The organism is Gimesia chilikensis (assembly GCF_008329715.1).
Taxonomy (GTDB): Bacteria; Planctomycetota; Planctomycetia; order Planctomycetales; family Planctomycetaceae; genus Gimesia; species Gimesia chilikensis.
Window position 1 is genome coordinate 870,859 of the sequence record NZ_VTSR01000032.1, and the last position, 22,942, is coordinate 893,800.

Consider the following 22,942-nt stretch of genomic DNA (forward strand, 5'->3'; position numbering starts at 1 on the left):
GCGGGAATCAATGCGACTTCTAACCCTGTTTTTTAGCTGGAAATCGGCTAATTCTGGGCAATAATCTGCAGGACTTCGTCTTTGAGAGCGTCGTTGACGGCCATTCCGTTGCCAGTATAAATTGAAGGTTTGCCATCAAAGTCAATCCAGTGACCGCCGGCTTCTTCCAGGATGGGCAGCAAAGCAGCAGCATCCCAGGGGCTCAAGACGGGATCCACCATCACTTCGGCACGACCGGTGGCCACCAGCATGTGGCCGTAGCAGTCGCCCCAGCCTCGAGCGAGGTAGGAATTGCGACAGAGGTTTTCATAGGCCTTCTGCTTACCGATGGTTTCCCAGCGAGTCATGGTGGTGGTACAGAATACGGCATCAGAGAGTTGCGTTTTCTCTGAAACCCGGGCGCGTCGTGGTTCCTGGTCACGGATTTTCCACCAGGCCCCATCCCCTTTGATCGCATAGACGACTTCGTCCAGAGCGGGGAATCGGCAGACACCCATGACGAGTTTACCGTTTTCTTCCAGACCCAGCAGGGTTCCGAAGAGGGGGACGCCCTGTGTGAACGGTTTGGTGCCGTCAATCGGATCCAGAATCCACTTGAATGCGTTTGAACCTTCGACCGGCGGTAATTCCTCACCCATGATGCTGTCGTCAGGGAACGCCATGGTGATTTCTTCCCGCAACAATTCCTCTGCCCCACGGTCGGCGATCGTGACCGGTGAGTCGTCTGACTTGCGATCTACCTTCAGTTCAGGTGACTGATAGTATTTGAGGATGAGCTCGCTGGCCTTTTCAGAGGCGGTCAAAGCAAGTTCCAGGCGGGCTTTCAGTTCAAATTGTTCTGAGTGAATAGTCATGATAAGAAAAATGTTTCCTGAGGAAGGTCAGAAGTTATCAGCAATAGTGAATGATCAGCGTGTCGCTGACACTTTGGTTGAATTATTCATTTTCCAGACGGTAAAGATGCTCTCCTGCTTTCCTTACCAGGAGGATACCTTCGTCTTCCCGGTCTGCGAATGATTCGACATCGATCGTATCGGGGTCACGATAGCCGAGATTGATTTTCTCGCAGAGTTCGGGAGGAATCTGGGAAGCCAGAGTCACCTGCACCCGGGGCCGTTCGATGCCGTCTTCGAATGTTCCTGTACCACGGACGTGAGTCGAATGGGCCAGGATGCCCCAGGGGTAGTCCTTAAACTGGTCCCACTGTTTGGTGAAGTAGTCGCGGACATGGTAGCCAACTTCAGAAATCAGCTTGCCATGAGTGACCGAAATTTCCTTCATGTGCGGGGCGTAAATGATCAGTTCGCCTCCATCAGCGACGACTGGTTCCAACTTGTACATACATTTTCCGGCTACCCAGAGTTCATCGTACATCAGGGGAGCACAGGAGAGTACCTGCTTGAATGGCTTCGGCTTGCGTTTGATGTGAATCTGGCCGGAGAGGTTGGCGGCCGATTCCCAGGCCGATTCCGGGGTTCCGTAAAACAAGCCGTAGAGCGAACTGTCTGGAGCGACGACGAAGGTGATACAGCGTTTCTCGTTAGGGATCATTGCAGCAGAACGGTTTACGACTTCGCGTACCGGTGTATGTTTGACGCCAATAATTCCCACGTTGGTAATCAGGGCGCCCAGCCAGTGGAAGAAGTTCAACAGGTCCGGACCGGAGATTCCCGGGAAGAAATATTTGCTGCCACCGGAGAAACCGACGACTTCATGTGGGAAGACGGGCCCCATAATCTGGAGCATATCGTAATCCCGGATGCGGGAATTGATCGTCACAGGGACTTCCATTTCCAGCAGGCCTTCGGAGATGGCTTTGGTATCTTCTTTGGTGAGCGTACCAATCTCAGTCAGACGTTCGGGGTTGTCCCACTCGTGGTTATACAGTCCCACGTCTTTGTATTCTGCCTGGCGGGCCGATTCTGAGATTCCCAGCAGGCGGCAGATGTCTTTCTCGGGCATGGGGGGGTGCGTGCCCAGGGCAACCAGCACATCGATCTGTTTGGCAACAGGACTTAACAGGCGATGGAATGTTGAAAACAAGAGAGGCAGAGGTGCGGTGCGGGTTGCATCCGGGATAATGAGCAGAATACTTTTATTGCGATAGTCTTCAACGGGAAGGTTCTCTTCGAACCATTGAATGACTTCCTGTTCGGTGAGGGTCTGGTGAGGTTGTTCCATTAGTCGCAATTGCTTTCAGGGGAGCCCACTGATCTCTGATTCGCTTTACTGCAGGGGCTGACAGCAAAAACTTATTATATAATCCATTTTCGAAAAAAGGAAATCGAGCGAAGGACTTGTGGGAGTCGTATATCACACTTTTTCCCGTTCGACCAGTCTGAGGGGGCTGAACTTCACAGACTCTTGAATATAATGGAATGTTCAGAATCGATTTTTAAATAGAAGTCAAAAATTCATAAGAAAACCCTCCAGATAGACTGGCCAAAAGCGGCGTGGATCTAGTAACCTCGTAAGATGCGCTCTGGACGGGAGTTGAGGGTAAAACTTCAATAACCCAGCCGGGCTGGTTCAGTGTGAAACGATCTGGCTGAGCGAACCTAACATTATAAGTTCCGACCGATACTAGCGTTGGTCCAGGAGCCATTCAGGACTGACTTATGCAGATAACTGGGAGTGTCTCAATAATGCGAGTTGCGTTTTGGGATCAGGCAGGAGGCCGTCCATGACGTTAGCAGAATTACTGGAAAATCAATTTCGTGCGGACATTCGTTTCCGTGGAGCGGCTTACATTGAAGCCGAACGGGTTGAGCTGACGCGCGTGACCGCAGACCATGTGTTTGCGGTAGTCAGAGACGGTGTAGAGTATCAGACTCAGCTGTCCCGCGATGACGGTAATCTGAAGACCTATTGCACCTGCGATCAGTTTCAGAAGTTCAACGTCTGTAAACATCTCTGGGCTTCTATTCTGGCGGTGGATGTAGCAGGATACCTGACCGGTTCGGTCAAGCCTGGATACATTCCTCCCTTCATCATCGAAAATACGCCGATTGCTTTCGATGAAGATGATGACGACTACGATTTCTCAATGCCCTCCGATTTCGAGCTGGGCAGTGGTCGATCGCGCAAATCCAAGTCAAGTGGAGAGCAGTCGACGGCTGTGACTTCCCGTCCTCGTCTGCGTGAGTGGGAAACGAAACTGGTCGAGCTGAAAAATGATTTCGCCCTGGCGCCGGTCCTGTCCAAAACCACACAACAGGAACGTGAGATCTTCTACGAAATTGATGTTGAAGAGAGTCAGGAATCTGGACAACTGGTTGTGCAGACTTCACAGCGTCAGCGAAGAGCTAACGGTCAGTGGGGCAAGCTGAAGCCACTCAAGCTCAAAGTCGGCCAGTTGCAGGAAGTCGAACATGAAGACGACCGCCGGATTCTGGCATACCTCTCCGGCGGGACACCAGAGCGAACCAACTGGCGAGCACAGCAAACCGAAACACAAATGGCTGCATTCCGCTATCGGGTGCCGTATGAACTTTGTGAGCTGATTCTTCCACTGATGTGCGGTACAGGACACGTGCGCTACCTGGAGCGACAGCCTGATGACGTCGATTCCCTGGTCTGGGACGGCGAACATGCCTGGGAATTCCGGATGGGAGTTGAGCATGACCGCAAAGAATCGACGTGGAAGCTGAATGGTCATCTGAAGCGAGAAGACGATACTCTGGAAATCACAGATGCACGTCTGATTGTCGCGGGGGGACTGGTACTGACCCGCGATAAAATCACACCTCTGGAAGATTACGATGCATTTCCCTGGATCAAAATGATTCAGATGAATGAGACAATTGAAGTCGATGAAGGCGAGCAGCAGGAACTGGTAGACCGCCTGCTGGATATGCCTGTCCTGCCCCGACTGGAACTGCCTGAAGAGCTGCATCTGGAAGAGATCACCTGCGACCCCAGTCCGGAGTTGCTGATTCATTCTCCACAGAAGAAACGCTGGCAGCAGGATCGCCTGTATGGCGAGATTCATTTTAATTATCTGGATCATCTGGTCTCGGGAAGCAGTACCCAGTGGGCGATTGTGGATCGCCAGGAAAAACGCTGTATTCTGCGAAACCGCGAAAAAGAATCGAAAGCCTGGACACTGTTGCAGGACAGTGGTTTCCGTCGCCTGCTGGATCGTCGGATTCAGGGACGCGATGTGGAAATTGCGGCCCGTGATCTGGGTGGTGCTGTTCGTGAATTGATCAATGCCGGCTGGGTGGTTCGCGCCGATGGCAAACAGGTCCATCAGCCATCCAACATGATGTTCAAGGTCCAGTCAGGAATTGACTGGTTTGAACTGCACGCAGATATCGATTTTGAAGGTCAGACGGTTAAGTTCCCTGAGCTGTTATCGGCACTGGCCCGCGGTGATTCATCGATTCGACTCGATGATGGCTCACTGGGGATCCTGCCGGAAGAGTGGATCGAACAGTACGGCATTCTGGCCGGATTGGCGGTCACAGATGAAGAGCATCTTCGGTTCGCTCCCAATCAGGTGGCGCTGCTGGACGCTTTACTGAGTTCACAGGAATTTGTTGAGACAGACGCCAAATTCGATGAAATGCGGGATAAGATCCGGAACTTTTCAGGGATTGCCCTGGATAAAGAACCAGCCGGATTCGAAGGGGGCTTGCGCAAGTATCAGCTCGAAGGTTTAGGCTGGTTGCAGTTCCTGCAGGACTTCCACTTTGGTGGGTGTCTGGCTGATGACATGGGTCTTGGTAAAACGGTTCAGCTGCTGGCCCTGTTATTACGTCGTAAGAAGGACCGGGAAGGACATCTGCCTTCACTGGCTGTCGTTCCCAAGTCGCTGATGTTCAACTGGATGCAGGAAGCCGCCAAGTTTACGCCTGAGTTGAAAGTTGTCGAGTATGCAGGCGGGGATCGAGGCAAACTGATCGATTCGCTGGAAGAGTACGATCTGGTATTAACGACCTATGGTACGATGCGTCGCGATATTACTCAGATCAAGGATATCCAGTTCGATTATGCTGTCCTGGATGAAGCCCAGATGATTAAGAACTCGGGGTCGCAGGTTGCGAAAGCATCGCGGCTGCTGCAGGCGAAACATCGAATCGCATTGAGTGGTACACCAGTCGAGAACCATCTGGGAGATCTGTGGTCGATCTTCGAGTTTCTCAATCCCGGCATGCTGGGACGCAGTTCGGTGTTCAAAGCTTACACCAACGACATCGAAGATAAGAATGCCCGGCTCCTCCTGGGGAACGCGTTGCGACCCTTCATTCTGCGACGAACCAAGGAACAGGTGGCTAACGAACTGCCCGACAAAGTTGAGCAGACGCTCTACTGCGATATGGGCAAAGATCAGACCCGTCTTTACGACGAACTCCGACAGCATTACCGGGACTCAATCCTGGGAATGGTCGAATCCAAGGGCCTGGGGAAAACCAAAATCCATGTGCTGGAAGCACTGCTCCGGCTGCGACAGGCAGCCTGCCACCCTGCTCTGCTGGAGCGGGGCCGTGCACTGGATGCTTCGGCCAAGATGGATGTGTTGATTCCACACCTGGAAGAACTGATCGAAGAAGGTCACAAGGCCCTCGTCTTTTCACAGTTCACCAGCATGCTGTCGATCGTGCAGGAACACCTGGATCAGAAAGAGATCGTCTACGAATACCTGGATGGACAGACACGCGATCGTAAAGAACGCGTCGATCGATTCCAGACCGATAAAGACTGTGGTGTGTTCCTGATCAGTCTCAAGGCTGGTGGTTTGGGACTCAACCTGACCGCTGCGGATTACGTCTTCATTCTGGATCCCTGGTGGAACCCGGCCGTGGAGACGCAGGCGATCGACCGGGCACACCGTGTCGGGCAGACCAAACGGGTATTTGCCTACAAGCTGATCTGTCGCAATACGGTGGAAGAAAAGATCACCGAGTTACAGCAGCAGAAACGCGAACTGGCCGATGCGATCCTGGAAGAAAACCAGAGCGTCCTCAAGAACCTGTCCAGCGAAGATCTCGAACTGCTGCTCTCTTAACAAGGGAGTCAGCAGTGCGAGTGATGTCTGCCAGTTGTTAATCTGAGCGACTTATTTGTCAGCCGGTTTCTGATTGGCCAGACCGCGTGTGAAGGCTTCGTAGGCTTCGCGGTATTCTTCCGGAACCGGCAATCGACGTGGTCCCAGGCTGTCGCTGGTTTGTTCTCTGGTACTGTTCCGGTTGCGGCGTGCCGCCCGGGGAGCAGGTTTGAGTGATTTGAGCATCTCTTCAAACTGCCGCTTACGAGCCAGGGACTCAGGAGACTGCTGGTTGTTATCCTGCATTTGCAGCTGTTTCTGCAGCCGTTCGGAAAACTGTTTCATTTCCTCTTTCGACCAGCCCAGTTCCTTCAAAAGTTCCGGATCGACTTCCTCGCGTTTGAGTTCGTCTTTGATGCGTTTCAGAACGAGGTTGGCGGCTTCTTTTCCATATTCGAGGTTGGCTTCATCAGCGTCGGGCAGCGCTGGACTTGAACCGGCGCCCCCTGATTCACTGTCACCGGGAGCGGTGCCCCCGGTCGTCGCGCTGGAACCTTGAGGATCGCTGGAGTTGGAGCCTTTACTGGAGCCTGTTGCCTGGCTGTTGCTCTTCTGGGATTGCCCTTTACCTGCGGATGAGCCCTGCCCTCCTTTCTGGCCTCCCTTCTGACCACCAGCTTTATCTCCTTTTTGTCCGCCAGACTGATTGCCTTTCTGATTCTGATTTTTGTTCTGGTTGTTACCCGACTGGCCTTTATTCTGCTGGTTTTGATCCTGTCCCTGTTTCTCCGGGGACTGGTTCTGTTCCATTGATTTACTGGAGCCTGAGGGATTTCCTTTGTTACCTTGCTCCTGGTTCCCTTTTTGTCCGGTGGAATCCCCTTTGCCGGGCTGCTGACTCCCTTTCTGTCCCTGGTCATTTTGGGAACTGTTGCCATTCTCTCCGTCCTGGGGACGTTTGGATTTTTGATCATTGGCTTCAGGTTTACCCCCCGGTGGCTGGTTAGAACCGTCAGGCTGATCCTGTTTCTGCTGCGACTTCTTCCCGTCGGCAGCCTGTTGCTGTTTAGGGGAGGAGGGATTGTCGTTCGACTGTTGTGGTTTTCGCATTTCAGAACCCGGTTTCTGATCGGGCTGATCATTCTGCTGTCCCTGCTTGGAAGAGGATTGCTCCGGTTTCTCCTGCGGATTGGCATTCGGAGATTTTTTGTCTCCCGGTCGCATTGCCGGTTTCTCATTCGGATCCCGCTTCACGTCGCTGTTACTCCGCTTGGGATCAGCGTCGGGATCATTGTTTGGTCTGGCTTTTCCCTGCGGATCTCCTTCGGTTTTCATTTTGCGATCCACTTCTTTCGCATCGGAAGGCTCTTTCGTACCGTCCTCTACTCTGCCTTTTTGAGGTGGGGATTTCTGGTCTGCTGATTTTTGATCAGGATTATTTTCATTTGCCTTAGAAGAGGGCTGGGGTTTCTGGTTCTTGTCCTGGTTCTGGCCCTGACCGGGTGTGCCTTGAGAGTTTTTGTCCTGACTGGATGAAGATTCGCTGGACTTGGAATCGGCCCCATTGGATTCCGGTTCCTGCATCTGCTTATCAGAGCCCGGGCGCTCGGAGTCCTGTTTCTCAGAACCCTGTTTTTCGTTTTCTGGCTGTTTTTGATCAGAGTCTGGTTCCTGACCCTCTTTTTTCAGCTTCTCCAGAATTTTCTTGAGTGCTGTCTGGTCGTCACTGCCATCGCTGTCCAGACCTTCTTTTTTCTCCGGCTTGGACTGGGGCTGACCTTCCCCCGGTTCCGGGTTTGGCTCTGCTCCTGATTCAGGAGAATCTGATTTCTTCTGTCCACGTTGCTCAGATTGTTTCTGATCTTCGTTGCCCGGCTGCTTCTGGTCGCCGGGTTGTTTACCAGAATCGGATTTGGAATCCCCCTGCTCTTTCTGATCAGGCATCGGCTGGTCCCCGTCACCTGGCTGCTGACCGGGTTGTTTTTCCTGACCTTGCTGCTGGCCGGGCTGTTTAGGCTGGTCAGGATTCTGTTGCTGCTTCTCTTCCGCGGCCTTTTGCTTTTGTTCTTGCAGTTGTTTTTTGGCTTCTTCGGGTGAGACCGGTTCCTGGATTTCGATTTTGATCTTGGGTGTGTTCTTGCGGTTCCCGGAGGGGTGTTTGTTGTCGCGTGCTTCGACCCAGAAGTAAATTGTGTCCCCCGGATTCAATCGGAGAGGTTCCAGGGCGAGATCGTAATTGATGCCTACGCTTTTGCGATCCCCTTCGAATAGAGTTTTATCAAGAATACGAATCTGCTGTTTTTCAACACGCAGATTGAGATAGCGGAGTTTGAAATCCGGATCTTCCGCTATCACTGAAATCGGGACCGTGCCATTGGACGGGAGTTTCAGATCCTGTTTGGGAGAGAGTAGACTGATTTCCGGTGGCAGATCGCGACGGATCATCAGTGGATAAACAGTCGGCGAGAGTGTCACCTGCCCTGCTTCGTTCCTGCATTTGATCTGGTAGAATTTCGGGAAGGTTCCATCAGATCTCAGCTTCAATTTCCAGGAGGCGGAGATGGTATTCTTGTCGATCGATTTTTTAACCTGGAACTCTTCCAGCAAAGAGGCCGAGTCTTCTTCGTCAGAAAAGAGAACTTCAAACGATGTGATGGGCATGTTGGTCGTAGCATCTACGGTTACTTTAGTGCCTTCATAGGCATCAATCGCACCGCCGGGCTGTTCTACTGCTGCCAGTTCCATGTAGGATGGATAATCGTAGTGGACGGAATGCACAGTCGCTGAGGGGGGCTGAATGACACTGACCTGGTATTCCTCGGAAACCGCATCACCGGCTTCGATATGGTAGCTCAGATTCTGGCGGATCCCGCGGCCATTGACGCCAACAATCAGACCCTGGAAGCGTTTGAGGGTTTCATCCATGGCTCGGAGTTTGATCGGCTCATCGACGCGCCCCTGGTCACTGGATGTGTAGAACAGTGTGACGTCTTCCGGCACTTCGCCCCGGAGATCGACAATCACTTCCAACTGGCTGCCTGCCAGAACTTCTGTGTTGCCGGGGGTGACGGAACTGATCTGAGTCTGGGTGGCAAACTCGCGTTCGGAGGAAAATGAGATCGCAGCCGAGAGTGAGGGCCAGATCTGTTTAGGTGAAAAGAGTGCGTAGAAACAGAGAATAGCGACAACAAACAACAGGCCGTAAGAGAGTCGCATCAGCGGGCGTCGATCCACCGCCTGTTCGGTATCGGTCTGGGAGAGCGTCAGGGCAGCCCGCTTTTCGAGTGAACTGATGATGTCCGGATTGACCTTGCGGTCGGATCGCTGGAGGTCTACCAGGTTCAACAGCGCGCCATGCATGTCTTCGGAGGTCTGTTCCAACGCACGGGCCGAGTAGAGCCGTGTCACTTTCTTGAAGTAGGGTAAAACCAGTTTCCAGACAGCCCAGCCAATACTGGCCAGTATCACCCCGGCGAGCATGATCAGCCGCGAGAGATGACCGAAGCCCCCCTTGATCAGCCAGTGATCACAGAGAATGAAGAGCAACAGGTAGCCCAGGAAAATCGTGGAGATACCCACTGCCGTCGTGAGCAGATCGTTCGCCTTGATGTGTGAACCGGTGCGGGAGACCTGATAGTCCACATACTCATCGAATTTGGCGTACTGTCCGTTCCGATTTTCTGTCGATGGCGTCGAGTTGGAAGCTGTAGACATGGAAAACCTGTGTCAGTCTGAAATCCGTAAAAAGAACTGTCCTTACGTTCTTATTATAGAATGATCGACGCCTGCGATGGAAATAATGTTCCTGTTTTTTCAGGGAGTTTCCGTTTTCGGCAGTTTTTCAGAAGATTATCAGACAAATGCCCGGACAACCGTTATACCAGGCCTTTTTTCTTCCGCAGGAACCATTCCAGGGAGAGCAGCAGCACGAACAGGAGCAGAAAATACCAGTTATCCCAGAGTGATATTCGCCTGTATCGGGTCAGGTCGTTGTTCCAGGATTTGTCCTTATTCATCCGATTGAGGAAGCTGCCCAGCTCTTCAGGAGGGACAGCTATTCCCCCCGAGAGTGAGGCGATCGTTTCGAGCAGCGAGTAGTCGGCTGCGGGATTATCCAGTTCCAGATCCCGGGGATCGACGATGAAACGTGTGGTGGCATCAAAACCCAGTGAAACGCCGTTCTGTTCTGCATGCACGGTCACCCAGTAATCACCGGGCTCCGTCGTTTGAGAAAAAGTGGTGCGGGATGTTTCTCCCGTTCCCACGACTTCGACTTGTGACGTCTTACCAGAGGGGCCAGCAACCTGGACCGTAAACTTCACATCGCTTAACGGTTTCCCTTCCGGGCCCCGGGCACCAAACAGTATGGGGACCTGGCTGCCGGGAGCGACGTTTCGAGGTTCAACCCGGGTCCAGACACTCTGATCTGAGTCATTCTCTTTGTGAGCCAGCCAGAGGATCATCTGTCGCCAGAAACGCTCGTGTTCCTTACGGTGTCCGGAGAGAAACCACTGGAAGGTCGTATCGCCGGCAAACGCCATGACCCGGGCTCCTCCCACATCGGACGCAAACAGCAGCGGTACGGCCCCGTTCCCTGCGGATTGGGCCAGGACTTCGACCGTCTCATACTTCTTACGGAGCTTATTGGCTCCTTTCAGGGGGGACAGTTCATTCCAGAGTTGGCGATTGCGGTCTGCCGAACTATCGAGTTGCATGACATAACGTTGCAGGCCCAGTGACGTGGGGATCATTTTCAGATCTTCAAAATGATGCAGGTCTTTTGCAATCCCATTTCCCGTCTGTTTTTCACTGCTACGCATTTCGACCGGAATAAAGTTGTCCAGTGGCGTGTTCGCGTAACCTCCGGGGCCGAAACTGTGATAACCACCGGTCATCAGCAGGCCGGAACCCTGATCCACCTGGGCGGCGATCTTGCGCAGCAGCGTGGGTCCCAGGAGATCCGCGGGGACATCACCGATGATGAATACATCGTATTTGGAAACATCATTCAGATCGGGGCTGGTTGGTTTTCTGCCCCCGGAAAAACCGCTGCCCATGGGGATATAGTCGAGCTGAATTTTAGGGTCATTCATGGAGCGGATGAATTTCTGCTCCGGTCGAAGCGCGTCGAAATAGGCGACCTGTACGCCCCCTTTCTGGACGGTGACGATCGTTTCCAGGCGGTTGTTCGTCTGCTTGATTTCTCCATCGAGGGGAACCGCTTCGACGGCGATTTTGTATTCTCCCGGTACTTCCGGAGTCCAGAAGAGTTCGACGGTGTCGAGCTCGTTGTTCTGGGTGGGGTGAATCTGGGTAGCGACCCGGGAATTGTTATAAGGAGCCGCGGGCAGCATCAGGCCGGCTTCACCGATCTTTTTCCCCGCTCGATCTTCAACGAGAAGTCGGACGGTGACATCTTTCCCGGAGGCACCCAGGCTGCGGACCTTGACGGTAATCGGCGTGGTTTTCTTTTCAAAAACCAGCGGATCAATCACCAGATTTTCCATGACCAGATCCAGGGTGGTGTCCTGCAACGTGGAAGAACCAAAGCCGAGCGTGTAGATGGGGATGCCGGCATCGCCGAAATAGCTGGCCTGTGATCTGATATCGATATCATAGGGGGGAAGCGAACGTTCCGCTCCGTCAGAGAGCAGCAGAATGCCGACCAGTTGTTCCTGTTGCAGTTCGCCGGAGAGCATTTCCAATGCGTAACCGATAGCCGTCTGCTGTCCTTCCGCCTGATCGGAGAATGTTTCGACAGGTGTCAGGTCCTGTGCGAAATCAAACCGCCTGATTTTGATATTCTTATCCATCTCCTTGAACGCAGGCTGGGCGGTTTCCAGTGTTTTGAGCAGTTCATTGCGGCGGGTGGTGCTCGCGGGGCCGTCCTGAGTCTGCATGCTGCGACTGGAATCAGCCAGGATGTACAGCCAGGACTGACGGACTGTTTTGTCGGTCAGTTCGATCGCGGGACGCAGCATCATGAAAGCCAGCAGTAAGACGATCAGCAGCCGCAGACCGATCAATGTTCGCCTGATCGGCCGGGAAAAATGTCTGACGCGGCCGGGATAGGTGGTGAGAACCAATGCGAACAGCGCGATGATGAGCAGGATCATCGTGGGCCAGGACCAGATTGGTTCAAAGATTGGTTTCATGAGAGAGTCAGTTTCACGTCAGACAGTGCTTGTCTGGGTTGTCGTTCAGGATGTGGATTCTTCTGAAGGTTGATCGATTTCGTAAAAATAGTTTGCAGTAAAATGTTCCAGACAGAAGACGGCCAGCAGAAGAGTGACCAGGATCGGAAAGATTTCGACACCAAGTCGCCCCGTTCGGATGGTGCGTTTCAGTCCTTCCATATCGCGGGTCATACTGTAACGTTCTGCTCCCAGGATCTGATCCAGTTCCTGATTGCTGATGGGGCGGAAATTGCTTTCGGCCGGATTGACATTCACGCTGAATCCGCTTGAGGACCGAGTGACGTTACTCGAATTATCGATAAGCTCGTAATGGCCGACGACCCGGGTATCAGGAATAGAGACCTGATGCGCTCCCTGTTTGATCTCGATGGGAAGCTGTTTCAAATCGGGGGTTCTGAGCAGGAACGATTCCGGTGTGGTGGCGGTTGCCGGCCATTGATAGATGGCAACTTCGCCAGCCAGATAGTTGGTTCGATTGGCGATTGTACGGATCAGGTAGCGGGTCAACTGGTCGGCAAACGCGAGATAAGACCAGCGGGCATACAGGAGCTGGCTCCAGCCCTGGGCATCGATACCTGTGGTCAAGACGACGACCTTACCCCTGCCGAGATTACGTTCGATGATGGCGGGGGAATGGCGGGCATCGGTGTAGCGGGCGATGACCTGGTCCGGGTTTTCCGGTTCCACACGCCAGTAGCGGTTGACTTCCATGTTTGAGAGTTCTCCGGTGCCTCCCAGATCCTGAAAATAAGAGAATAGTGCGTGCTCATTGTGTTCCAGGTCCAGGAATTCCGGCGGGATGAACTTGAGTGAGCCTAACAGTTCCACCGGCAGGAGTTCTTGTGCCTGCCGGGAGTTGAACGAGACGATTGTCGATTCAGGTGCATCGCCGTCGCTGCCCATCAGTACTCCCAGGCCTCCCCCCTGTTTGACATAGTCTGTAAACTGCTGCCACAGACTGTCAGGCAGGCTGGTGATGTTGATCAGATAGATGGCGGCATATTCTTCCAGGGGGAGTGTTTCGATCTGGTTGAGGGGGGCGATCTCACACTGATAGCGGTTCTTTTTAAGGGTGACCAAAGGTCTGGGTGCCAGGGCATCATTCCATAGACGGGCAGAGCTGGCGTCGGGACTGACAATCAGAATCTTGGGTGGAGGCCGGGCGGTGATGGTAAAATAACGGACATCATCGGGCAGATAGGGATCAGAAGAGGTGATCCGCAGTTCTCCCTGTGTGACCGGCTGATCGACATTCGGCAGGCTCATTTCCAACTGGGGGCCCGGTTTTGCTCCGGTGGTCACATTTTCTGATGCGGGAGCATCGTCTGGAGATGCGAGCGTGGAAAGAGGACGCTGATCCCGCTTTATCAACTGCCCTTTCTCGTTTTGTGTGTATAACTCCAGAAACGTGTCACTGGCTGTGATGCCGGTGGACGTGATTTCTGCTTTGATCGAGACGGAATTGCCCAGTGTGATCGATTCGCGTGAAAGATCCAGGTGGGAAATTCCGATATTCTGGGGACTGGTCACTCCGACATCAATCACGTAGATTCCCAGCCATTTGAGCTTTTCCAGCTGCTGTTGAATTAACTGGGAAGGTTGGCTGCGCCAGGCGGTGCGGGCCAGATCGGTATAGATATAGATTTCCCGCACAAACTGATCGGAGCCGGCTGACTGTGAACCTGAGGACTGGCGTTCGTTCTGGCTGCGTTTGAAGTCATCTTCCTGACGATTGATGGCAGTGCGGAGGCGATCATCCAGGTAGAGGGACCAGGCGGATGTTTTGAGGGACTTGAGCCGGGATTTCACCGCGGTGAGGTCCGACTGAAATGGGGAGATATCTTCGCTGCTGCTGTTCAGAATTGAGACCCTGCTCTGCGCGGGGAGATTACTCAAATGCTCTTCGGCGATGGACTGGGCCTGTTCCAGTCGTGACTGGTTTTCCTGGCGGTAGTCCATGCTCAGACTGGTGTCAAACAGGAAGATCGCCGTGACCGGAATGTTTTCAGAAACGGCCGGTAACGGGGCAGAAATTTCCGCAAAGACTCTCCTTTGGTAAGGCCAGAGAACCAGGAGTGCTATCAGCAGGAACGCGGCGCCTCCGATGCCTCCCCTTAGAAAAGTGCGTCGTGTATTCAAAGACTGCTGGGAGATTCTCTGTTTCTGATAATGTCTCATCAATCCCAGGTAGGCCAGCACCGCCAAGACGATGATGGAACAGAACATGACCAGCTCGTACGTCGAAAAGCTATAATTGGCTGGCGGGAGTGAGGGACGTGTCAGTGCCAGGACAATGGCGACTATGATCAGAATTCGCAGGAGCAGGAGCCAGATGTGTCGCAGTTTCAGGCGTTGCGAGTTTTGAATCTTACGTCGCTGCAATAGCGCTAATGCAGGGAAGATCAGTTTTTTGGGTTTGGAACGAAGCAGAAAGTGGAGAATCACCGGGATAGTTGCCAGCAGAATTCCAAGTAATAAACCAGGGTGAATGAGTGACATAGATTGATGTGTCTATTGGAGAGTCTGATTGGCGATTCAGATCGTTACGATTTGTGATCTCTTTTCTATTTCGCTCATTGAGTCAACTAAAACTGCGTGCTGGGGCGTGATTCTCCGCCGCCGTTTCCGCGTTGCGGGGGCTGCAGATCAAAAGTCTCCAAGCTGAAATCGATCTGTTCCTGCAATTTGGATTTACGGACCATATTCTCGGGGATGAAAGCCAGGATGGCAGCCTGATACTCACCCGATTCAGTCAGGTAGATCTGTATTTCATAAGGGGCGCCATCGATGGGCATTTCAGGAGTAAAGGAATTGAAGGTAAACTCTTTGGGGTTGGTGTAACCCCGCTTACGGGGAAAGCGTTCGGTAACAAAGTCTTCCGTATTCAAATACTTGTTAAAAGTGGTGGAGAGCTGGTTGTTGACTTCGTTTAAAAAATTGCCAGCAGCTTCCTGCTCCTCGTTCTGCAACAGCGAGTAATTGCACAGCACATACAGATAGGCTGGGCGATCCACAGTTTCATTTTCCAGATCGACGGGGACTTCCGTTCGCCAGGCGCCTTCGAGACCAGGGAGTTTGAGATCGGCAAAATCCGGCTGTCGGGGGTCGATCGTCTGAGTCGGCTCCGCTGGTTCCGCTTCTCCATTCTCACCTGCCGGAACTGCTGCTGGTGCGGCAGCGGAAATTTCCTGAAAATCGAGGGGGGGGCGGAAGTGAATCGGAGGAGCACTCCAGGTACCAGCGAGTGCCTGATTCCGCTCATGCAGATATGAGAAATACTGCTCCGTTTCGTTGAGTCGCTGCTCGTACGTCTCTGCGCCACAACCAGAGCACAGAATCGCCAGATTCAGGCAAAGCAGAACGGGCAGGCTCATGTTTTGCTTAAGCAGGGGACAAGACAGGAAGCTGTTTTTCATAATTAATCACAAGCCCCATTCTGATAAAGGGTTGGGAGCGGTATATGTATTATCGACTCTACAACGGGAGTGGTTTAGTGCCTGCTGTCTGAAGTTCCTATCTGATGGTGAACAGAAAAACTTGATCCCGATCGGGTGACTTGATTTAAATTATCGAAAATCGTTCTTTCCCTGATGTTCACGCTGATCTGATCGGATCAACTTATTGATATTGTTGATGATACAGAGGGGAACGTCAACTTCGATCATTTTGTGTGCAGAAGTTTTTAATGATCGGCCCGATAGCGGATTTCGCCTGAGACAACCACGACTTCTGCCCTGCCCTGCAGTTCTTTGCCCAGAAACGGGCTGTTGTGACTGGAAGATTTCAAGTTTTCCCGCTGCAGAACATAGCGGACCTCAGGATTGATGAGGGTGATATCAGCGTCTGCTCCCGCAGCGAGTGTTCCCTTGGAAAGCCCCAGAATGCGGGCCGGACCAATGGTGAGTTTGCTGATCAATTCTGACCAGGTTAAATGGCCCGGTGTAATCAGGGTCTGCAGGCAGACTGGCAGCAGGGTTTCCAGACCAATGATGCCAAAGTCAGCACCCAGGATTTCATCTGTCTTCTTCTCAGCAGCATGCGGAGTATGGTCCGAGCAGATCACTTCAATCGTGCCATCTTTGAGGCCTTCGATCAGGGCGTCAATATGTTCCTGAGAACGGAGCGGAGGCAGAACTTTGTAATTGGGATCATAAGTTTCCAGCATCTGGTCCGTCAGGGTGAGATGATGGGGAGTCACGTCGGCGGAGACCTGGATTCCAGACGCCTTGGCGCGTCTGATCTGGGCGACACTGTTTTGCGTGGAGACGCACATCAGGTGGATGCGTCCGCGTGTCAGTTCGGCCAGGGCGATATCCCGATTGACCATGATCTCTTCAGCTGCTGCGGGAATCCCCTTCAAACCCAATACGGTTGAGTGAAACCCTTCGTGCATCTGTCCTTTCTCCGTCAGTTCCGTGACCTGCGGACGATTTAAAATCGGGCGGCCGAACATGCGGGTGTACTCCAGGGCACACCGCATGATTTCAGCACTCTCGATAGGTTTATCAGCATCGGTGAAACCGACCGCCTGGCCGGCGACCAGCTGCCCGATTTCAGCGAGCTCTTTCCCCTCGTTGTTTTTGGTGACTGCTCCCAGGGGAAAGACGTGACAGTTAGATGCCCGCTCGGCCTGCAGCAGGATGAACTCTGCGGAAGACCGGTCGTCAACAACTGGAGCAGTATTCGGCAGACAACCCAGCGAAGTCACACCACCGGCCAATGCCGCAGCCGTACCGCTTTCAATGGTTTCGTCTTCTTCGAAACCCGGCTCGCACAGGGAGACGTGCAGGTCTATGAATCCGGGGCTGACAATCAATCCTGTGGCATCGATCACTTCGTCTGCTGTGACATCGTCATCGCAGAGTCCTGTAATCTTTCCTCCTTCGACGAGCAGGTTGCCCTGCACATCCAGATCTTGCGAAGGATCGATAATGTGCCCGTTTTTGATAAGGAGAGATTTCATCCAGATGTTCCCTGGGAGGCAATACGTTGTAAGTGAAGCAGGTAGAGGCAAGCCATGCGGATAATCAGCCCGTTACTGACCTGTCCGAGAATGACAGAGTGCGGGCCATCGGCTACATCGGGAGTGATTTCTACACCACGGTTGATTGGTCCGGGAGCCAGAATCAGTACATCTTCTTTGGCTTTATTGATTCGCTGTTTATTCATGCCGAACAGGTGGGCGTATTCGCGAATCGACGGGAAGTAATGCCCGCGTTGACGTTCGAACTGAATCCGCAGCAGGTTCAGGCAGTCGGTGCGATCGATCACGTCGTCCAGGCTGTTGGAGACCTCGACGCCGAGCTGCTCAATATCGTTGGGGATCAGTGTAGTGGGGCCGCAGACGATGACATGGGCCCCCAGTTTTTTCAGTCCCCAGATATTCGACCGCGCGACCCGGCTGTGGAGGATATCACCGACGAGGGTGACGGTCAGTCCTTCGATTTTCCCGAAATGCTCGCGGATGGTGAAGATGTCCAACAGAGCCTGGGTGGGATGCTCGTGTGTTCCATCGCCAGCGTTGAGAATGTTGGCATCCAGGTGTTGTGCCAGAAGCTGCGGGGCACCTGGAGTTTTGTGTCGGACGACTACGTAGGAGACTCCCATGGCCTCGATGGTTTTGGCTGTGTCGACAAAGCTTTCCCCTTTGGAAAGGCTGCTGCCGGAGGCGGTGAAATCAACTGTGTCGGCACTGAGTCGTTTGGCTGCGAGACCGAAGCTGATGCGGGTGCGTGTGGATGGTTCGAAGAACAGATTCGCGACCACGGTGCCTGCCAGCGGGGTGAGTTTGGTTTCTCCAATATTTGCGAGCCGCTTAAATTCGGCTGCCTGATTCAGGATGATGTTCAGCTCATCCCGGGAGAGGTCCTGCAGTCCTAAAATGTGTTTCCGGTTCCAGCCACGGGAGATGTCGGTTCGATACTCATGGTCGATATTCATAGTCACATCAGATAAGTGTGTGCGTTCGTCAACTGGCGGAGCCGCCCGTGTGCTGCCGGCCGACGGAGGTCGTTTTTCACAGGACTGGAACAGATATTACCAACCCCCTGTCCTCCCTTCAAGGAGCGTGGTTGGAGATATTTGGCCGCGGTTCTCAGTTTTCGAGAGACATCAGGCGTGCCAGGAATCCGGGGATCTGTTTTACCTGGATGCCCGGTGGCAGCGATGAAGTACGTGGGACCTGGGCGGCGGTAATGACTGAGTCTTCCGCATGCAGACTGAGTGGTGCTGCGTACTCGAATTTACCGGTCGAGAGTCCTTCGATATCCATATTGAGCGTACTCAATTCCTGAAGTGGTTCAGTGGCTGAGGCTTGCCAGCCTGCGATCTGAATTTCTGCAGAGGCGACAGAACCCTCGCCGAGCAGGCTGACCGAAGAGAGCCAGTTTTCCGGTGGTTTCTGCCCTCTGACCTGGATCAGGGCTGCCTGATTCAGGTCAAACACGCAATCCCGGGCCTCGATTTGAATGGTGCCGGGAATTAATGTGGGATCGGTCCAGTTTAACAGGACCAGCGGGCCTGCTTCTCGGAGCGTCAGGTGCTGCAGTTTCAAATTGAACTGCTGGTCAATCTCCGGGGCACGTTCGAGGTAAAGCGTAGAATGAGACGTGACATTCAAGCTGTTTGTGAGCGTCAGGACTTGAGGCGTATGTGTCAGGTGTAGTGCATGTTGGGGGACCGCAAACAGAGTGTCCTGAATGTGGACCTGGCTGCTGTTCCGCTGTTGCGGGTCGAGGGGACTCCAGTAAATGGCTTCCCTTTCGAGGGCTGAGGTGTCGGAGCTTTCTGAATCGAGTTGAGTAAAACAGCAGCCTTTGATCTTCAGGCTCTGGGCGGTCACGTGCAGTAACGCCGTGGAAGTGCCTGCTGACGCTGACTGTTTTTGTGGAGAAGGACTTTGGGAGCGGTTGACAAAAATCACATTTTCGAGGCTGAGACTGGCGGCGACGATGCGGCAGGGAGTCTCTTCGATTTCAATGATCGCCGGGTTTTCGGCAGTGCCTTTGATGGTCAATCCACCGACCGTTGAGATTTGTGTGGATACGTATGGTTCGGCTGAATCCAGCAGAATCACGCCGTTTCCGTCAGGGACGGGAAGTAATTGTCGTTGGGCAGCAGTCTCGGCTTTTTGATTAGAGGAAGCCTCGGTGGCTGACTCAGCTGGGGGGGAGTTTGAGCTGGATTGAGTGAAGGAAACACGAGAGGTGATTTCCAGCAGGTGATTGCGCGCTCCTTCATCCAGCAGTGTGTAAGAGAGTCCGGAAAGGACGAAGATCATGGCGGCAATCAAAGGAAGTCGCCCTGGTCGGCTGGTGCCTGTTTCGCTCTGGCTGCGGGTCGTCTGGTGTTGAAACGATGCATGGAAGCGAGCCAGTGTTTTCCGAGAGCCTTGCTGAGAAACCGGCCATTGCTGTTGAGCAGCCTGCATGCTGGTTGGTCGTTGATTGGGGTGTGATGCGGTCAGTTTTAAAAGCATTTCAGCCAGGGGAGCCGGTGTTTCGGGTGCCCAGCTGCGAATATCAGGAATGGTCTTTGTCTGATGACATGCCAGTTTGGCCAGAGGGTCTCCTGTCGTAAACGGAGGTCGGCCGGCGAGTAACTCCCAGAGCAGACAGCCCAGTGCGTAGAGGTCACTCTGGGCATCGGGATGACGCCCGGTCCCTATCAGCTCCGGTGCAATTCCGTCGTAGCAGCGCGGCGGTAAGGATGAGTGAATCGTCAGCTCCGGTGACAGGATTGGTTCCAGACCCGTATCGACCAGGGCGGCGATTCCGCTGGGGGTCAGCCGCACGTTCCAGGGACGAATGTCACCATGGATCACTCTGCGTTTTTCGAGGGCGACCAGAGCGTCGAGCAGTTGAGCTCCAATTGACAGTACAACGGGAACGGGAAAGCGTCCGCGTCGGATTAACAGTTCGGAGACCGTTGATGACGGCAAGTAATGACTGATCACCACAAACTGCTGACCTACCGGTTTGACAACGCGGGGCAGAATTAACGAGGGGTGATGCAGACCCTGCAGTTGCTGCAGCAATGTGTGGAAATCCTGCTGCAGCTGGTTTGTGGAATCTGACTGAGGTTGTGTCAGTTTCAGGGCGCAGCGATCAGCACTTTCAGAAGGTCGTGCGATAAAAGTACGAGATTTATGACTGTGCCCCAGTTCAGAGATCAGCAAGTAAGGGCCAACGGTCAGCTGTTCGGGGTGCCCTGCTTCCAGTGCTTTGGCCTGGAAGGGGGATATTTTCTGAGCTTGAACCAGCGCATCAATCCAGACCGAGTCGAAAGCCGGGATTCCCCGGGCCAATTTTCTGACTCGTCGTCGGCATCGTCTCAGATCAGCGGCTGTACAGAGCTTGAGGCTGGTCAGGCGATGAATCAACTCTTGTGAAGGCGGTTCGATCAACGTTTGAGAAATCCTTTTCCTCACCAATGTGTCGGGCATCCTGAGCCACTGGCGAGATCAAATCCGATCAGCTTGTTAGATAACGGTTTATGACAAAATAACGGGATTTTCGCAAGACCGATTCGCAGGAACTGACAACTTCTGAGCAGAGAGAGTGCCCTTCCCCTAAATTGGCGGTTTACGTTATAAGTTATCTCAAACTACGAAAGATATGGTCTTTAGGAGAAGAGGCGGATGCAGCAGAGCGACGCTCAACGGGAATGCGTGTTGATTCTGGGGAATTCCCAGACCGAAGAAATGCGTGGTGTGATGCATTCCCTCCAGGAGGTTTTCGACGACGCGGAACTGGTGTGCGTGCCCCGTCTCTCTGAACTGAAAACAGAGTCCATCCAGCCTGAACTGGTCGTGATCTGTCAAAACTGGCCTGATGAGTTCGCGGGAAGAACCCTGACAGAACTGGTCAGGAGGTTTCCGGTCAGTCGGTTTCTCTGCTGTTACGGTGTCTGGTGTGAAGCCGATGGCAGAACACGGAATTTCTGGCCCGTCAGTATTCGGGTCCCGGCCCGCGCTGCCGAGTTCCGGATTCGGCAGGAGGCAGAGATTATTAGAGGAACAGCGCCCGCTTACCCCCTGACTGCGGGCCGCGACGAAATCTTTCACTATCAGGCAGCTTCGGAATCAGATCCAGAGGGAGATTGTCTGCAGGGAAAACGGGTGGGGGTGATATCCGGGGGCCCGGTGTACCGCAGGATGCTGGAAGCCCTGGTGCAGTCTCGCGGCGCATTGATCGCGTCTGCTGCTCGACGGGCCCAGGCAGATCTCTGGCTGTATGATCTCGATCCCTGGGACGTCGTGCAGTCCCGACTGATGTTGCTGGGAGAACATCCGGTTTGTATCGGCATGATGGGGCTGGCGCATCCTGAGACGATCACCGCAGCACGTCTGCTGGGAGTGGACGCTGTCGTCTGTAAAGTTGCCCCGGAGCAGGAGTTGTTTCAGACTATTTCCCGGACTTTGCAGGAGGCGATGATTCACCCGGCAGATTACTGAGCTTCAGATCTTTGAAGTTCAGATCGGTCGTCGGGTCATGTCCCTGCAGGCTGATGTGGCCAGCTTTGAGGCGCAGGCCCTTCCGCGGATTTTCATCCGGTTTGCGGGTGTCTTCCCAGTCGGTGACCTGATAGCCGTCGATCCAGACAGCGATGTGAGAGCCGTAAGCATTGAGAGTGGTGGTGAACCATTCGTGATCGTTGGAAACGACACGACGGGCCTCCGTTCTCCGGAAGATGGCACCGGTCCCTGCATTTTCGGGTTTGGTACGGTCGTTGTCTTTGAATCCATTGTGGATTTGAACTTCGTAGCCGTTAGCCATTCCGGATTCGGTACCTTTGATGGCACGAAAGAAATAACCGCTGTTAAGTGCTTCCCCGTTCGATTTGGCTGAGGCCTGAAAGAGGAAATTGTCGAATGTGTCTTCAGTTTCCAGATAGCCCTGTTTTTCGGCAGTCACGTGGATGGTTTTGTCGACGACTTCAAATTTGCTCTGAGAGCCGGGGACGACCTGCCAGCCTGCCAGATCGACGCCGTTGAAGAGTGTCATCATCCGGAGCGGTTTGAGATAGATATTCCGGAATTCGACGGCTCCTTCATTCTTTTGCAGACCGATGAAACCGATGTCGCGCTGGTTCTCAGAAGTGTCTTTGAAATTAAGAACCTCTTTTCCGTTGAGTGAGGCCTGGAACTGAGGGCCTTCCACGCGGACATGAAACGTTTGCCAGTCGGTGCTGGCGGCGACCGTTTCCTTGATTTTACTGCGGCCGACGAGACTGCCGGTGGGAAACTCCGTTTTTGTGTCACAGAGATTCAGTTCATAGCAGTCTTTGGTGGGATCTTTAGGATCGAAGATTGTTCTGAGGAACATGCCGCTGTTGGTTTCGGGAGCGAGTTTAAAATCAAAACGCAACTCGTAGTCTGCGAATGGGGATGTTGTCAGGAGCAGACCCGGTTCGCCGGTGCTCGCTTTGATGACTCCCTCTTCGACGTGCCAGTTCACGTCGTTGTTAGGTTTCCAGCCATACAGACTGTGGCCGTCAAACAGGGCAATCCAGCCCTCTTCAATTTCGGCTTTGGTCAATCCGGTGTCGGGAATAACGTCCCCCGGAGGTTCGGGGGACGGCTTTGGTTTCGCTTCCGGCGACTCGCCTACCTGAGGTTCGGCATTGGTTTTGGCAGGAGGGGAAGGATGTTCCACTTTCAGGCAGCCAGCCAGGCTGAGTGAAATGAACATACTTAAAACACCGCAAGTCAGCTTTCCTGATCGCATGATTTACTTCCCTCTGTTTCTGATTACTT

12 protein-coding genes are annotated in these 22,942 nt (G+C 53.4%); 2 read left to right on the plus strand and 10 right to left on the minus strand.

Going from position 1 to position 22,942, the window contains the following annotated elements:
- Positions 1-47: 47 nt before the first annotated feature.
- Positions 48-854 (minus strand): histidinol-phosphatase, encoded by an 807-nt coding sequence (hisN, locus tag FYZ48_RS28190; protein ID WP_149345784.1) that lies wholly within the window; start codon positions 852-854, stop codon positions 48-50.
- Between the two features lie 82 nt (positions 855-936).
- On the minus strand, positions 937-2,181 hold the full coding sequence (locus FYZ48_RS28195; RefSeq protein ID WP_149345785.1) for a lactate racemase domain-containing protein: 1,245 nt from the start codon (positions 2,179-2,181) through the stop codon (positions 937-939).
- Positions 2,182-2,683: 502 nt separating this feature from the next.
- Here FYZ48_RS28195 and FYZ48_RS28200 point away from each other — a divergent pair.
- The gene (locus tag FYZ48_RS28200) at positions 2,684-6,010 is read left to right on the plus strand and encodes a DEAD/DEAH box helicase (RefSeq protein WP_149345786.1); all 3,327 of its coding nucleotides are present in this window, start codon (positions 2,684-2,686) and stop codon (positions 6,008-6,010) included.
- Between the two features lie 51 nt (positions 6,011-6,061).
- Here FYZ48_RS28200 and FYZ48_RS28205 read toward each other — a convergent pair whose 3' ends face one another.
- From FYZ48_RS28205 to FYZ48_RS28235, 7 genes are all read right to left on the minus strand, one after another.
- Positions 6,062-9,703: a hypothetical protein gene (locus FYZ48_RS28205; protein WP_149345787.1), complete on the minus strand. Its 3,642-nt coding sequence runs from the start codon at positions 9,701-9,703 to the stop codon at positions 6,062-6,064.
- 161 nt (positions 9,704-9,864) lie between these two features.
- On the minus strand, positions 9,865-12,144 hold the full coding sequence (locus FYZ48_RS28210; protein ID WP_149345788.1) for a hypothetical protein: 2,280 nt from the start codon (positions 12,142-12,144) through the stop codon (positions 9,865-9,867).
- 45 nt (positions 12,145-12,189) lie between these two features.
- Entirely contained in the window at positions 12,190-14,685 is a 2,496-nt protein-coding gene (locus FYZ48_RS28215; protein WP_149345789.1) for a BatA domain-containing protein, read from the minus strand.
- An 86-nt stretch (positions 14,686-14,771) separates the two neighbouring features.
- On the minus strand, positions 14,772-15,560 hold the full coding sequence (locus FYZ48_RS28220) for a hypothetical protein (protein WP_149345790.1): 789 nt from the start codon (positions 15,558-15,560) through the stop codon (positions 14,772-14,774).
- A 308-nt stretch (positions 15,561-15,868) separates the two neighbouring features.
- On the minus strand, positions 15,869-17,149 hold the full coding sequence (locus FYZ48_RS28225) for a dihydroorotase (protein WP_149345791.1): 1,281 nt from the start codon (positions 17,147-17,149) through the stop codon (positions 15,869-15,871).
- On the minus strand, positions 17,146-18,126 hold the full coding sequence (locus FYZ48_RS28230; protein ID WP_149345792.1) for an aspartate carbamoyltransferase catalytic subunit: 981 nt from the start codon (positions 18,124-18,126) through the stop codon (positions 17,146-17,148). Before FYZ48_RS28230 ends, FYZ48_RS28225 begins: the two co-directional genes overlap by 4 nt.
- Before the next feature lie 154 nt (positions 18,127-18,280).
- A complete protein-coding gene (locus tag FYZ48_RS28235; protein WP_187782272.1) occupies positions 18,281-20,590 on the minus strand; it encodes a serine/threonine protein kinase in 2,310 nt (769 codons plus the stop codon).
- A 234-nt stretch (positions 20,591-20,824) separates the two neighbouring features.
- Between FYZ48_RS28235 and FYZ48_RS28240 the strand changes: the two genes are divergently transcribed.
- Positions 20,825-21,640 carry a hypothetical protein gene (locus tag FYZ48_RS28240; protein ID WP_149345794.1) on the plus strand — a complete coding sequence of 272 codons (816 nt, stop codon included), beginning with the start codon at positions 20,825-20,827 and terminating at the stop codon, positions 21,638-21,640.
- On the opposite strand, the gene FYZ48_RS28245 is transcribed toward FYZ48_RS28240, so the two are convergent.
- Positions 21,591-22,913 carry a 3-keto-disaccharide hydrolase gene (locus FYZ48_RS28245; protein WP_149345795.1) on the minus strand — a complete coding sequence of 441 codons (1,323 nt, stop codon included), beginning with the start codon at positions 22,911-22,913 and terminating at the stop codon, positions 21,591-21,593. The two genes, FYZ48_RS28240 and FYZ48_RS28245, sit on opposite strands and share 50 nt — an antisense overlap.
- Positions 22,914-22,942 lie beyond the last annotated feature (29 nt).

What these genes read in the sequence shown, in the direction of transcription:
- FYZ48_RS28240 (WP_149345794.1), top strand. Translation starts at nt 20,825, where the DNA reads ATGCAGCAGAGCGACGCTCAACGGGAATGCGTGTTGATTCTGGGGAAT.
- FYZ48_RS28195 (WP_149345785.1), bottom strand. Translation starts at nt 2,181, where the DNA reads ATGGAACAACCTCACCAGACCCTCACCGAACAGGAAGTCATTCAATGG.
- hisN (WP_149345784.1), bottom strand. Translation starts at nt 854, where the DNA reads ATGACTATTCACTCAGAACAATTTGAACTGAAAGCCCGCCTGGAACTT.
- FYZ48_RS28215 (WP_149345789.1), bottom strand. Translation starts at nt 14,685, where the DNA reads ATGTCACTCATTCACCCTGGTTTATTACTTGGAATTCTGCTGGCAACT.
- FYZ48_RS28245 (WP_149345795.1), bottom strand. Translation starts at nt 22,913, where the DNA reads ATGCGATCAGGAAAGCTGACTTGCGGTGTTTTAAGTATGTTCATTTCA.
- FYZ48_RS28205 (WP_149345787.1), bottom strand. Translation starts at nt 9,703, where the DNA reads ATGTCTACAGCTTCCAACTCGACGCCATCGACAGAAAATCGGAACGGA.
- FYZ48_RS28220 (WP_149345790.1), bottom strand. Translation starts at nt 15,560, where the DNA reads ATGAGCCTGCCCGTTCTGCTTTGCCTGAATCTGGCGATTCTGTGCTCT.
- FYZ48_RS28230 (WP_149345792.1), bottom strand. Translation starts at nt 18,126, where the DNA reads ATGAATATCGACCATGAGTATCGAACCGACATCTCCCGTGGCTGGAAC.
- FYZ48_RS28210 (WP_149345788.1), bottom strand. Translation starts at nt 12,144, where the DNA reads ATGAAACCAATCTTTGAACCAATCTGGTCCTGGCCCACGATGATCCTG.
- FYZ48_RS28225 (WP_149345791.1), bottom strand. Translation starts at nt 17,149, where the DNA reads ATGAAATCTCTCCTTATCAAAAACGGGCACATTATCGATCCTTCGCAA.
- FYZ48_RS28200 (WP_149345786.1), top strand. Translation starts at nt 2,684, where the DNA reads ATGACGTTAGCAGAATTACTGGAAAATCAATTTCGTGCGGACATTCGT.